The organism is Natrinema hispanicum (genome assembly GCF_004217335.1).
Classification (GTDB): Archaea; Halobacteriota; Halobacteria; order Halobacteriales; family Natrialbaceae; genus Natrinema; species Natrinema hispanicum.
In genome coordinates this window covers 16,086-30,097 of sequence record NZ_SHMP01000009.1, presented here as the reverse complement: position 1 = coordinate 30,097, position 14,012 = coordinate 16,086, and the positions used below count along the sequence as shown (strand labels likewise).

The window sequence follows — 14,012 nt, the reverse complement described above, 5'->3', positions numbered from 1 at the left end:
TCCACTCCAGACGACCGAGCTAATCGGTTAGGAAGTAACCACAGAGTGATAACGCTTCGGAGCGCCGTTCGACGGCGCTCCTTCGCTCTCTCAATCGGTCCTCCACTCTCTGGATCGATTGCTACCGTCACGGATAGTAACGAAACAATTGATTTCAGCTTGTTCTATATCTTGGTTCGGCAACGACTGTGAACGGCGGGATTCTCTCGCTGGTTAAAGATAGCAAACGGCGATACGGATGGGCAGGTGTCCACATCCCGCACCGGTCAAACAGCGGTTTGTATCATCAGATTCATCTTATATTTGAGTATACATTCATACGTGGCAGATAGTACTCGTTTGCCGAACTGGGTCACCGCACAGCTCGGCGTAACTATACTCGCACTGGTAAGCAGTCTCCTCGCACTGTTCGTTCTCCTGCCGTATCTGCAGTACGTCCTCTTCGGAATCGTACTCGCGTATATTATGGTACCTGTACAGCACCGCCTCGAGCAATACGTCAGCCCGACAGTTGCAGCGATCGTAGTAGTCGTAACAACTGTACTCGTCGTACTGCTCCCGCTCGTCTACATTGTCACGACTGCGGTTCGACAGTCGTTCCGGCTTGTCCGCGCGATCAGACAGGGACAACCCGACGGTGAGGCGATCGAAGAAATCCTCGGGACGATCGAGGTCAATCTTGAGAGCAACGGGTATGAGGCCGATCTCGTTGGACTATATGAAGCAAATCAACACCGGATTGCGTCCACGCTCCAAGAGATTATGCGGGAGATCATTGCTGTCGTCGGTGATCTGCCCAGAATCTTCATCGGCCTGACCGTCACGCTGTTCGTCCTCTTTGCACTATTGCGAGATGGAGAACAACTCGTCGCATGGCTGCAGTGGGTGTTACCGATCGACGACGAGGTATTGGCAGAACTCCGAACTGGTTTGGATCAGCTCATGTGGGCCTCGATCGTCGGGAACGTCGCCGTCGCGGCCATTCAGTCGGTGATGCTCGGAATTGGACTCGCGATCGCAGGTGTTCCCGCCATCGTTTTCCTCACTGTTGCGACGTTCGTTCTGACACTGCTTCCGCTGGTCGGTGCGTTCGGGATCTGGATTCCGGCAGCAGCCTATTTACTTGCAATGGGTAGACCAGCCGCCAGCGCAGCCATGGTCGTGTACGGATTGCTCGTCACGTTCTCGGATTCGTACCTTCGACCTGCGCTGATCGGGCGCACTAGTGCATTCAATTCCGCCATTGTCGTCGTCGGTATCTTCGGTGGTCTCATCGTCTTCGGGGCTATCGGGCTCTTTATCGGTCCTGTCGTCCTTGGCGGCGCAAAGCTCACCCTCGATTCGTTCGCTCGAGCACATACGGGTGAGTCGAGTGAGTCACTTGCCACGGAGAGCGTGGACAAGGCTCGTTCAGACGAAGTACTGCAGAAGATTAAGTGAACAATTCACAGCTGCTAGACCCTCGACAGTCGACAGAGGTCGTCTGCTGAACGATGTATTGTGGAGCGACACGACAGGCCTTCGTCCGCTCTGACCACCAACGGTAGCGGGGATTAACTTATCAGGTGCCACAGAGATGTAGGAATTCGAGCCCGATGAACAGACACGAATTTGTCGACGTCGCGACAATCTCGATAACCCGGATGCTGCTGCGGAATTCCAAGTTCTTTTCGCGGTCCGTCTCGGGTGCTCCGATCGGTGACGTCGTCAGTGGTACCGTGATCGATACCGAAGGAATTCGGACTGGCAGCGTACAAGAAGTCTCTGCATCTACTCCTGTCGGAGAGTTCCAAGCAGCGTATCTCGTCTCCCAGTGGCGAGGACAAGACGCACCGACCCTGCTGTATCATCACGGAAGTGGCGAGCAGCCGTTCGACTTCGGGCGATTCAGTTCGAACTCGTTTCACCGCATCTTCGGGACGAACGCTGACCGAAACGTCAACCTGATTGCGCTCCGAGCACCGTTTCACGACCGCTCGAACAGGGAGTACATACGGGCGATGGGCGACCTCGAAAACTTCATCGGGATGCTCGCCACGTCGGCTGCGCTCATCGAGGCACTGGTCCGTCAGATACGAGAGACACGCTGTCCTGATATCCTCGCTGCGGGTATCAGCCTTGGCGGCTGGGCTGTCAATCTCCATCGCGCTTACTATGGGAGTGTCGATCGGTACATTCCGGTGTTCGCCGGCGCACGCCTCGGTGAAATGTTCGTATCGTCGATCTATCGGAAAGTGACAGCCGAAGCTGCACGAGCGAACCCAGCAGTATTGCGAACGATGCTCGACTTCGAGGAGGCCTTTACCGACGTTACTGCAGACGATTGTGATCCCCTGCTCGCTCGCTACGATCGGATAATCGAGTTCGAGACCCAACGAACTGCATACGAGGGAAGCGATCTTTCGGTTCTGGGAAAAGGGCACGTCACTGGATCGCTTGCAACCAGTGTACTACGCACTCACATCCAGCAATCGATCGCTAAAACGTGTGAGTAATGAACACTGCGACAGTAGCCGATCATACTTGATTTTTTCACTACCGGAACATCCCTCGGACGGGTTCTTCCTGTTGCTCCTGTGTCTGTTGTAACTGCTGTGCGACCTGTTGTTTCTGGCGCTGAATCTCCTCCGCCTGCTCGCGGAGTTCAGTAGTGTCAATATCAAACTCGACGAGTGGTTCAAGCGCCGTCTCGATCACGGACTGTGCCGCGGCTGGATCCGGGAGACGCGGATCCGCGCGGACAAGCAGCAATGCTGCCGGAACGTCCGCCTGATAACAGGCATTGATGAGTGCACCGGTCACACCACCGACGGCACCGGAATCCGCCGCGAGCTCGATCTCGGCGTCCTCGAGGTCCGTCTTCAACGTCTCGGTCGTCGCGACGCCGATGACATCGCCTTGCTGTTCCTCGGACTGGGCCGGCGCACCGGCAAGGAAGATCGCCCGGCTGAAGTCGTCGACCAGTTCCTCTAGAACGCACTGACTCAGATCGGCGAACGCGTCTTCCGGGATTGGGACATCACTCTGCAGCGTCATAATATCCGGATCAGTTCCGCCATAGACGCGTACTGTATCCTGAACCATTCCGTCGGTGAACGATGCCACAGGCGGAAAAGAATCCGACCGAATCGACCCATACTCCTCGAGTCCAAGCTGATCTGTGATTTGATCGACGGCAATCGACGCAACCAGCCCATGACCCGGCAACCCTTCGATCAGCGTCGGTGACTCCGCATCGAGCTCGGCCGACCGGTGAAATGACACGTTAGATGTCTCTGGCATGATCCGTGTCGGACTACACCGACCCGTCACATATGCATACGGGGCGCTGCCACGTTCGAGTCTCCTGTGCTCTATCATCAAAAGCGGGTCTGCGCTGCGCTGGTCCCGAACAGCGTTGAAACGCGGTGTTCATTACACCCGAAAACGGGATTCGATCGCTCAGATTACGCCTTGGAAAAACCCACATATCGCTAGATTAGCACGATATACAGACTTATTGTCGTCTACTAGAATCTGTGCATCGTGTCAATCAAGCGGTCGAAACCGATCGATCGGCTGTATGAGGAGGTATCCGAGTACGATCTCGTCATTGTCCCTGACGCCCCGTTAGCAAGTGCACTCAACCGACGCCTCGAGCACCCTCATTTCGGCCCGTTCGCGATCACACCACGGCGACTCGCTGCCAGACGCCGAGAAACTGCAGAAGACAGGCTGGCCTTTCTCGAGGTGATCAGCCAAACCGATCTCAGCTGGAAACAGGCGTCCTATGCGATCGGGAACGTGCTCCAGTGCTGGGAGTATCAGGGCAGCCCCGATGCAATTCTCGAGTACGATGTGTTCGATACACCGGAAACACGGACTGTTGTCGACTGCATCAAATCACTCGAAACGACATCGCGAACGCTCACTGACTATCAGATCGACCGCAAGGAGGACAACTCAGTCGCCGTCATCGGCGAACAACAACTGACGAATCTCGAGCGATCGATTCTTCCCGCAGAATACGACGCTGTCGACCGCTTCTGTGACGACTCGTTCGAGCTACCTCCCATCCGAATCTTTGACTCGCCGGCAGCAATCGTTGATGCTGTCCTCGATACCGTCACCCCAGAGAATGCCGATGATATCGCAGTCGTACTCGACGCGAGCAGTGAGTATTCGCCACTCATCGAGTCCGCGTTCGAAGCCACAGCGATCCCATACTACGGCGGTCCATCGTTCACCGACGATCAGGATCATCGAGCCGTCATCCAGCTTCTCCGGAGCACGATTGCAGGATCCGATACCCGCCTCAAGAGTGTGAAACCGCTCCTAACCCGTCTCGGAATGACCATCGACATCGATCACGACGAGAAGCGGCTCTTCGAAGTCGACGATCCCGAACTTGAATGGCTCCGTGACTTCTGTGATCGGGCAGCAGCGCTCACGATCGGCGATGCGCTAACCGTCTACGAAAACCGCGCCGAATGTACGCTCGAGACGTTTCGCGAGGAACTCGACCATCTCGGACTCCTCACCGAACCGATCACCGAAGAGACCATTGATCGACTCACCTTCTATCTCGAGACCTACGACGTCCCGATCGACCGAGAAAACGAGGGCGTCCTGCTGGCCGATGCGAAATCAGCGTCGTTTGTCGATCGGCCAGTCGTCTTCTACCTCGGCCTTGACGAAAGCTGGACGCACACGTCGCCAGAGCGACCATGGGTCGATCACGACGAGGAATTCGAGCGGAATATCGATCAGTTTCAGTCGCTGCTCCAGAGTGGTGTCGACCAGTACTATCTCGTCCAGGACACTGCCGGTGGGACACCCGTAACGCCGTGTCTGTACTTCGAGGACCTCCTCGAGGTCGAGTTCGAACAATTCAGCGATTTCGAATCGATTCGCTACGCACGGACGTTTCGGTCGACGGGCGCAGGATTCGACAAAGAGCCGGTCGACGTCGAGACCGAGCCAGAGACGGCACTCAGCCAGTCGAGTCTCAATTCGTACGCGAACTGCCCTCGGGACTACTTCTTTGGACGGCTCGTCGACAACCCAGACAAGGATCACTTCGTCGAGGGGAACCTCTTCCACGACTTCGCGGAGTTCGTCGTCAACCATCCCGAGTTCGTCGATGACACTGTCATCGAGGCGGTCGTCGACGTCATGATCGAGGAGACACGGGCGTTCCACCGTGACGTCGATCTGGCCACCCGACGAACGACGTACCGTGTCGGTCTCGAGACGATCGTCGACTACCTCGAGAGGAATGCGCCGTCGGATACTGATTTCCTCACGCCGACGAGTAGCAGTGACAACGTCTTCGCGACATATTTCGACCGACCGGTCGACTCCCCAGCGACCGAACGATGGTTCGAGGACGCCGAGCGTGGGATCAACGGGAAGATCGACCTCGTACAGTCGCCGACACAGCTGGTCGACTTCAAAAGTGGCAGCAAGAAATCACCGTCGCAGGTAATCAAACGCGCAGCAATTGAGCCACCGAGCGATCGCCCGAACTTCCAGGCGTTGCTCTATCTCACCTACTACCGGAGCCAGCAGCCAGACGAACAACTCGAGTTCACCTTCTTTCACTTCCTCGAGACGCTCGACGACGTCGTCACAGGCGAGGGCACGCTCGACGACTGCCTGACGACGGTCACGTACCGTCCAATCCCGTTCGACGAATTCGTTCAGTCGCGAGCCGTCTTTGACGAGCTCCGCGAAGAGGCACCGAACGATTGCAACAAGACGTTCTCGAAGACAAGTTACGAGGACTATCAGGCAGCGTTCGACGCACACCAGCCTCCCAGAACGCGGGATGCAGATGAGATGGCCGATTCACCGTTCGGCAACGCACTTCTCGAGCGGATGATCGAAGCCGTCGGCGATTACAAGTACGTCACAAAGGGCTGTATGCAGGCATTCAGGCACCTGTGTGGCTATCGCAAAGAGGGCTACTTCGTCGAGGATCTCGACGAATTCGAGCGGTTCATCGACGATCAGCTCGCGGAACTAAACCGATATCGCCGCGGCGAGTCCCGGTTCCCCGTCGAGGGACGAGCAGGTGAGCCAAACTACCGATACGTGGACAACCGCGATATGATTCTGACAACAGAGCGCGCGACCGATGAAACAGCCGACGAGACGGAGGTGACCCGATGACGGCACCGAATCCGAAACAGCGTGAACTTATCGAGAGCACAGAGGGGCTGTATCTCGTCGATGCCGGCGCTGGGACCGGCAAGACGTTCACAGTCACTCGTCGCTACGCGAATATCGTCTCCCAGGACGACGTGGAGCCAGATGACGTCCTGTTGATCACCTTCACCCGCAACGCAGCGACGGAGATGAAAGACCGCATCGTCGCCAACTGCGACTACGATATGCGGGCGCTGATGGACGCGCCGATCCAGACCTTCCACAGTCTCTGTAACGATATCCTCGAGCAACACGGCTTCCATGCGCCCACGCATTTAGGGATCGACGATGTGATCACTGGCTCAACGCAGGTCCTCGAGAACGAGACGATCGAGCGTGAGTACTTCGGGGAGTTCATCGACCAGTTCAGCGACGACCATTCGGAATACGACGACCTGTTCCGGAGTCTCTCGGAGCCGACAGAGCTGCTGGATCTCATCAACAATCTCGCAGCCAAAGGCGTCTTCCCGACTGCCGACGGCTGGTATCGTGACAGCAAGAGCCATCTCGAGGGCGACTTCGACGCGTTCGAAGACGTCTTCGACGAACTGAATCAGCCTCGAAATGGGGGCAGCAAACAGTCAAAACTGCGCTCGAAACTCGGCCGATACGGCAAGAACAAGTGCTACCTTCCGGATGCCCCCGATCGGTCAGAATTGCGTGGCCCACGTGGCACAAAGACGGTTCCCGACGAGGTTGCCGAACGCGCCTTCGATGACGACCGCGAGCACCTCATCGAATTCATCCACGATATCTATATCGAGTACCTCGAGTTCGCGCTCCGCCGGAACTACCTGAACTTCTCGTTCCTTCAGCTCTTCGCGTTCGTTCTCCTCTGTGAGGACGACGACCTTCGCGAGTCGCTTGCGTTCGAGTACGTGATGATCGACGAGTTTCAGGACTCGAGCGAGATCCAGTTCAAACTCTCACTGCTACTCGCTGGAACGGACAATATCTGCGTCGTTGGCGACTGGAAGCAGAGCATCTACTCGTTCCAGTATGCCGCGATCGAGAACATCACCGAATTCGACGCCCGTCTCGAGCGATTCACGACCGACCTGAACGATGACGCCGAACGCGTTTCGTTCCCGGTCGAGCCGATAACCAGAATCGAACTCGAGGATAACTACCGGTCGACCCAGGAGATCCTCGATTTCTCGGAACACGCTCTCGTGACCCCAGCCAGTAGCCGCGAATCAATCGATCGAGAGTCGATACTCGAGCAGGTTGTCTCACTGTCATCGAACACCGAATATGAACACTCACGGATCGAAGCCATCCAGCACAACGATGAACACGAGGCGATCCTAACGAAGATTCAGGAGATCGTCGGGAACGACGCCTACGCAGTCGAGGACGATGGTGAGCTTCGCACTCCTGAGTATGGCGACATCGCAGTGTTAACGCGAACGCGAGACTTCGGCCGAGACTTGCTATCTGTCGCCGAGGAGTACGACCTTCCGATGGCATACGAGGGTGGCATCGAACTCTTCCGAACCGATCAGGCCAAACTCCTGCTTGCCTGGCTGCGTATCCTCGAGACCAACGCGGACAGGGGCTGGGCAGTCGTCCTCGAGCGTGCTGGCTACACGCTCGACGAGATCGATCACATCCTCGAGCACGAGGCCTATCCCGAGAATATGGCGGCGTTCCGGACAGAGCTCGCAGCACTCGAGACCATGAACGCCATTGCACGACGGATATTCGATCGCTACGGATACGACGGTCCGACAGCAGACGTCATCCTCACCACGGTTCAGTCGGTCCACAACGCGACGACGATGACGCTCGGTGATCTGATCCGCTTCATCGAACAGGGGATCGAATCGGGACACACCGAGGAGGTCCACGCTGCAGCAGGGACCAACGCGATCACCGTCCAGACGATCCACTCGGTCAAGGGACTCGAGCACCCGATCGTGATCCTCGGGAACATGAACAGCGGGAAGTTCCCACCTGCTGGCGGACGAGATGGAACGATCACGTACTCCGAACTCACAGGGGTCCGCCAGCGCAAGTGCTATGCCGAAGCCCACGGCGATCCACACATCTATGACAATTGGCGGACCGACGTCCTGAGACGGTGTCAGCCAACGGAAGCCGACGAAGAACGCAGGTTGCTCTACGTCGCGATGACGCGGGCGAAAGACCATCTGCTGTTTTCGGCTGGTGACGATCCGAATACGTTCCTCGAGGAGCTGCCTGTCGACATCACCCCACTCAAGCCAGCAGTTGATACTGAGCGTATCGAAGACACTGTCCAGTCACAACTCACCGTGTCGATCCCACAGCCGAACGGTCCCGATGGGTACTCGCCTCACTCGCTAATGGGCGACGAGGTCTACAAAAATGTAGACGAGGGAAGAGGGCAGGAGTTTGGCTCGGCAGTCCATACGTTCGCAGAACAGTACGCCCTCGGAGACGACGTTGTCCCTCGAAACGACGATGAACGGAATATCAAGGGACTTCTCGATTCGCTCGAAGGGACCCTCAGAGCCGAAGAACAGGTGTATCTACCACTCGAGAGCGATGGTGATCAGGTGACGATCTCCGGGGTTGTCGACCTCGTCAATGTGACATCCGACCGAGCGGAGATCATCGATTACAAGACAGATCAGGGACATCACGCAGAGTCAGAATATCGAACGCAGCTCAGCGTGTACTATCATGCACTCGATGCGTGGTTCGAGGGTCGAGACGTGAGCGCCTCGATTTATTATTCGGCGAGGGACAGCCGGGTCGAGATTGAACCGCTCTCGAAGGAAGATCTCACAGAGCTTCTCGAAATTCGAGCGTAGCAACGAGGAAACGCCTCGAAAGCTGGCTCTGGTCAAACGTGATGAGTCAGTTTTTCTGCACCTGGGTGTTTGGGACGCCTACTTGTGGGCCTTGAAGCGACGAATGAGGGGGACCGAGGAGTTTGAGCCGGGAGGTATTATGTACACCTCCTTGGTCATCCGCGCACAATCGGTGCCCGCTGCAGCGCTCCTTCACGGCAACGGCGTGTTCAACAGTTCTGACTGGTTCGTTGTCGAATATGCAGCTGCGGATAGCCCCGCCCTCGAGGAGTTGGTCGCAAGTCCTGTCGGTACTGAGTGATTCGAGACGCGTGGCAAGCTGGTCGTGGCTGAGATCACTCTCGTTCAGAAACGCCAACAGCTGGTCGTGTTGGGCAGCCGTCTCGGTGAAAACGATATTCTAATACTGACGTTTCTGAGGCTGCTGATACAGGTTGTGTTCGGAAAACGCTGGCCCAAGAAGGTCGCTGAACCAGCACTGTTCGAGATTCTAGTCAAACTGACTACCCAATGCCCCAATTTTCTCGAAGTAATGGATATAAAATTCACCTTATGAAATGTGATGCTAGATGCCAGCCTATAGCCACATCACGTATTGATACACTCCCAAACACTGATCTATCAGTCCATGATCATCCTCGAATGGCGGGCGGGAACCAACCGGTTAGACAGGACTTCCACCAACGTTCCCGCTTTCGCTTCTCGCTGAACTGACTATCGCTATCTTCGAGTCCAAACTGTCGCATATGCCCGAATCGTGAACCGCACACTGCCGTGGCTGCTCGCCGCCCGGCTATGGGTGCCTTCGACTCCGACGAGTACGAGGAACTGATCGTCGCCGACGGGGGGCTCGAGGCATTGGATTAGGGGCTCGAGGACGAGTAGCTCTGATTCTTTTTCCGAAACTGCGGCCACCGACGGTAGTGCTGGACATCACGTCGCAAGAGACCTGCTCATCAGCGAAGTACTCGCTGAATATCATGCCGCCCGCAACGATCAACCTGCATGCGCGGTCACCACAACTATTTTCAACTCCGTAAACCACGAGTGAAGTTATGGTTTACGAGACTGGTAATCGGACGATCGACGGAGCGGTCGAACGCGTGATGGACAAGGAACGTCCCGACAGGCGAGACGCCCTAGCAATGCTAGCCCGGCCGATTACGGATGCGGTGCGTGCCCACTTCGGTAACGGGACGGCCGATGTCGTTCGAGAAATGCGGGGTCACCGTTCGACGGCGGTCCTTCCGCCATGCGAGTGTGCGGGGGAAGCAGCGTGAACGGAACCTCAAGCGACGGCATCGTCGGCGGAGGACATAACCGAGAAGCGGATGCCTTCAACGTACGGATGCGAGCGAGCGCTGGTGACGAGCACGTTTCAGGTGCCGAGACGATCGTCGTTCACGACGGTTCCGGTGACACGGAAGACGTGGTCGCGTCAGTCGCGGAGTCGATGGTCGAACGTGCGCTCAAACATCCACGAGGCGATCCGGACGACGTGACGGTGACTGTCGAACGGCTATCGCGTCCGCTCCGTCGCGTCGAGGCACTCCCCGTCGTCACAGTCGACGTTGCCGATGCTGACGAAGGTCGTCGAGTGGCGCAGGAACTCCTCGCGCGTGCTGGCGTTGCGGACGACATACAAACCTGTGGATTCGACGTCATCGAGGGCGATACCGCCAGACGCGGGGCGGCATTGATCGACGCTACCGACGGCTCGCGTCTCGATCCAAAGCCAGCGAGAGGGGTGCGGGCGACCCACATCGGCACGAGCGACGCATGTCGGGACGCGCTCAAGGCTCTGATCACGGAGCACGGGGTCACGTCTGCAGAGACAGTCCGGGAGGCAGTAGTGCTCGCAACTGCCATCGCTCACGCGCCGGGGACGCGGGCCGAGCTCTGCTGGTCGGACGATCCCGACTACGACGCGGGCTACGTGGCCACCCCAGATGCATACTACCGGTTCCCCGCATTGAAACCGGAGAGCGCGACGGAAGGCGGACGGGCAATCTTTGTCGCTCCGGACGAGCCTGTCGACGAAGTCATCGACTGTCTGGAGGCCCAGCCGATACTCGTCGACGGGGTATCCGGTGGCAGGAAAGTCAACTCCGATGCGCTCTTCGGAGGCGGTGGATTCACCGATAGTAGCCACTGAACGTCACTGCACACCCAATTGCACGACGGCTGTGCGATCGGTGTGTAAATCGTTTCAGTTGTTACTATAGCTGTTCTCATTGAATTGACACAGTTCGGAATGTCTGGCAGACTCAGGGGATGAACGGTTAGTCCGTAGCGTGGATGATATCGCAGGCGAAGGCAGCGGCGAGGGTCGCGGCGAACTCACCCGCCTACTCGCCGCATTCGGCGACATCTTGAGGGCGGGGAAGTTGACTGGCTTGCCACAATCAACGGGGCAGGCAAATTCGGATCACTAGCGAATTTACCTTGGACGAAAGTTTAAGCGGCTGCCCACCAAAATCACCATACAGAACTGCAATGGCTGGCATTACAGATCCACGACCACCACTTCCGGAGTGGATTCTCGAGTGCTACGATCGGCTGTGTACGCAGGCTTGTCAGCCAGATATCGGCGAAGACAGTGTTCCGCTGATCGATTACGACGACGCCGTCACTATACTGAGTTCCGATGCAGAGTTGGCACTCGAGCAACGGGACGTCGAGCACGCACTGACGCGCCTCCTCGAACGAGGCTACTTCTACGAAGTCGAAGACGAACTTCGGGTTACATCGCCAGAAGAGCAGTGTTGACGGCTCTCCGAAGCGCAGACCTGTAGAGAGCTATCAGCATACGATACCGATATCGAGCCACTGCACTCAACTCGAGTCAGTTCGACATCTCGCCACTCCATTACCGGAATTATCCGGAAGCATGGCTGCGTTCTGCTAGACCCTCACCCCCTACGCTTTGAACACGGACTCGAATCCTTCATCGACGACCTGCTGGACAAGCTCCGCGAATGAGCCCCCGATCGCTCGTGTCGACTGGCTCGCCATTGATCACAACCGAGACGCCCGTTCGTGACTGCACGTACACGAAGCAATTGCGAAGACCACGAACGTCGTGCCGCCATCGATAGCTGTCCGGATCAGGGACCCCCTCCTCGTAATGATCGACCTCGACGAGCAGCCCCTCGAGAGGATGCGTAGTGTCCACGAGTTGGCCATCACGACCGCTGACGTCTGCCCACGGCCCAGAACCGCGCCGGTCTCGATAGTCGAAACACAGTTCGATGTCGTGACACCAGATGCGAACTGCACCCTTCGCGATGATCGCACCCTTGCCGATGCCCCACTTGCCGATCGGCTCGTCATCAGCTCGTCGCTCGCTTCCTGCGCCGAGTGCTGAGAGGTTGCGCCGCCCTTTGGTTGACTCGAGATCGATACCAGCGCCAGCATCGAGGCTGAGCGACCGCTCAGTGAGATGCTAACTGAAACACGGGATGAACCGGGACTGTCGATGCCGCTTTGGACAGCTTCGCGAATCGCGTCTGTGAGATCCGCCAACTGATCTTCGATGGGATACGTTGCAACCCGCTCGTCAGCGATCATTGTCACGGTCTCGTCAGTCGATGGCTGACTAGCTGGCCTCGAGTCAGTCGCTTGGTTCGTAGCGAACTCCGAAAGCGTCAGACATCCTGTCATGGTGTTCACCCATTCGGCATCACCACACTGGGCGGTCATGTTGGAATCGAGTAGACTCAATTTTAATCCGTTACCACGACTGTTCGAGTGAACAACCAGAAATTATGTATCATACCCGGGGCCGTGGGTTGTCGGAACCAAAAATATAGTTTGTAAGAAGGTGCTTTAGTAGCCTGCTACCCAAAGAAAAGCTGTAGATGACGAAACAAGCAGACCAAATTGACGAAGCGGCGACTGACGTACCTGGCATTGGCGATACGTTCCCCGAACTGACCGTTGAGACAAGCATGGGTGAGCGCTCGCTGCCCGACGACTACGAGGGCAAGTGGCTCGTCCTGTTCAGTCACCCGGGTGACTTTACGCCTGTCTGTACCTCGGAGTTCGTCGCCTTCGAGCAGCGCCGCGAGGAGTTCGAGGAGCTGAACGCCGAACTGCTCGGGCTGTCGGTCGACCGCGTCCACTCACACATCAAGTGGACGGAGTGGATCGCCGAGAACCTCGACGTCGACATTCAGTTCCCGATCATCGCCGACGATCAGGGAGCGGTTGCCCAGCAACTTGGCATGCTCCACCCCGGTGCAGGAACGGCAACCGTCCGCACCGTCTTCGTTATCGATCCGGAGGGAGCAGTTCGGCTGCGCCTGACCTACCCAATGGAGATCGGCCGCAACATCGACGAAGTCCTCCGCTCGCTGCGTGCACTCCAGAAGAGCGACGACGACGGTGTCGCTGCTCCCGCTGACTGGCCAAACAACGAGAAGTTCGGTGATCAGGTCCTCCTGTCGCCGCCGGGTACCGAGGCGGACGCTCAGGACCGAAAAGCCGAGGCTGCTGACGACGACGAACTCAACTACTACGACTGGTGGTTCGTCACCCGCGACCAGTAACTAACTCACGGACCTACTGAACGGCAGTCTGCTGGTGACATCCGAACCCTGGTGTAGTCACCGAATCAATACACTCTTTGTCGAGTTCGTTGCTGATCTCGAGCAGGAGCGGTCGATCCTCATCGTCAGTCACCTCGCTGACGACATCGATGATCTTCTAGGCGGTCGAACTGATCTGCTCAAACCGGTCGAGAAGTCTCGGCGAACGCGTTCCGGATATCTGTCGGATGGCGGTAGACCTGTGCGATGCGATTGGTTAAATCCTGTTCTGCTGTAAACTCGTTTCGGTGGACGAATTGGATTTGGCTACGGGTTGACACCAATTCCACCGGTGCCTATTCCGGCGCACAAACAACTCCTCGGACAGGGCAGTCTGGCATCTAAGTACGGCTATATCGACTCTCTATGCCAGGTCACAGACGTCTGCGGCCCCATCCATGTTATTAGGCTCACCCCGCTCGAGACGTTTTATCCT

Annotated in this window: 11 protein-coding genes; 10 read left to right on the top strand and 1 reads right to left on the bottom strand. The window is 57.1% G+C overall.

Annotation, left to right across the window (positions count from 1 at the left end; translation table 11 throughout):
* Window positions 1-321 precede the first annotated feature (321 nt).
* A complete protein-coding gene (locus BDK88_RS19150; protein WP_242611733.1) occupies window positions 322-1,440 on the top strand; it encodes an AI-2E family transporter in 1,119 nt (372 codons plus the stop codon).
* Between the two features lie 155 nt (window positions 1,441-1,595).
* On the top strand, window positions 1,596-2,495 hold the full coding sequence (locus BDK88_RS19145) for a hypothetical protein (protein WP_130501759.1): 900 nt from the start codon (window positions 1,596-1,598) through the stop codon (window positions 2,493-2,495).
* A 40-nt stretch (window positions 2,496-2,535) separates the two neighbouring features.
* Here the strand turns inward: BDK88_RS19145 and BDK88_RS19140 are convergent, their stop codons facing one another.
* A complete protein-coding gene (locus BDK88_RS19140; RefSeq protein ID WP_130501758.1) occupies window positions 2,536-3,282 on the bottom strand; it encodes a proteasome assembly chaperone family protein in 747 nt (248 codons plus the stop codon).
* Window positions 3,283-3,525: 243 nt separating this feature from the next.
* Here BDK88_RS19140 and BDK88_RS19135 point away from each other — a divergent pair, with 243 nt between their 5' ends.
* The 8 genes from BDK88_RS19135 to BDK88_RS19105 all read left to right on the top strand — a co-directional run bounded on the left by BDK88_RS19135 (window position 3,526) and on the right by BDK88_RS19105 (window position 13,537).
* Window positions 3,526-6,153 carry a PD-(D/E)XK nuclease family protein gene (locus tag BDK88_RS19135; protein WP_130501757.1) on the top strand — a complete coding sequence of 876 codons (2,628 nt, stop codon included), beginning with the start codon at window positions 3,526-3,528 and terminating at the stop codon, window positions 6,151-6,153.
* Window positions 6,150-8,987, top strand: coding sequence for a UvrD-helicase domain-containing protein (locus tag BDK88_RS19130; RefSeq protein WP_130501756.1), 2,838 nt, complete (start codon window positions 6,150-6,152; stop codon window positions 8,985-8,987). Before BDK88_RS19135 ends, BDK88_RS19130 begins: the two co-directional genes overlap by 4 nt.
* A 139-nt stretch (window positions 8,988-9,126) precedes the next feature.
* Window positions 9,127-9,288 (top strand): hypothetical protein, encoded by a 162-nt coding sequence (locus BDK88_RS21405; RefSeq protein ID WP_165397009.1) that lies wholly within the window; start codon window positions 9,127-9,129, stop codon window positions 9,286-9,288.
* A 754-nt stretch (window positions 9,289-10,042) separates the two neighbouring features.
* Window positions 10,043-10,267, top strand: coding sequence for a hypothetical protein (locus BDK88_RS19125; RefSeq protein ID WP_394342682.1), 225 nt, complete (start codon window positions 10,043-10,045; stop codon window positions 10,265-10,267).
* Entirely contained in the window at window positions 10,264-11,142 is an 879-nt protein-coding gene (locus tag BDK88_RS19120) for a 6-carboxyhexanoate--CoA ligase (RefSeq protein WP_165397008.1), read from the top strand. The genes BDK88_RS19125 and BDK88_RS19120 overlap by 4 nt, the downstream gene beginning before the upstream one ends.
* A gap of 341 nt (window positions 11,143-11,483) precedes the next feature.
* Window positions 11,484-11,756, top strand: coding sequence for a hypothetical protein (locus BDK88_RS19115; RefSeq protein ID WP_130501754.1), 273 nt, complete (start codon window positions 11,484-11,486; stop codon window positions 11,754-11,756).
* 358 nt (window positions 11,757-12,114) lie between these two features.
* Window positions 12,115-12,354 carry a hypothetical protein gene (locus BDK88_RS21605; protein ID WP_207225339.1) on the top strand — a complete coding sequence of 80 codons (240 nt, stop codon included), beginning with the start codon at window positions 12,115-12,117 and terminating at the stop codon, window positions 12,352-12,354.
* A 493-nt stretch (window positions 12,355-12,847) separates the two neighbouring features.
* Entirely contained in the window at window positions 12,848-13,537 is a 690-nt protein-coding gene (locus tag BDK88_RS19105; RefSeq protein WP_130501753.1) for a peroxiredoxin, read from the top strand.
* Window positions 13,538-14,012: the final 475 nt, after the last annotated feature.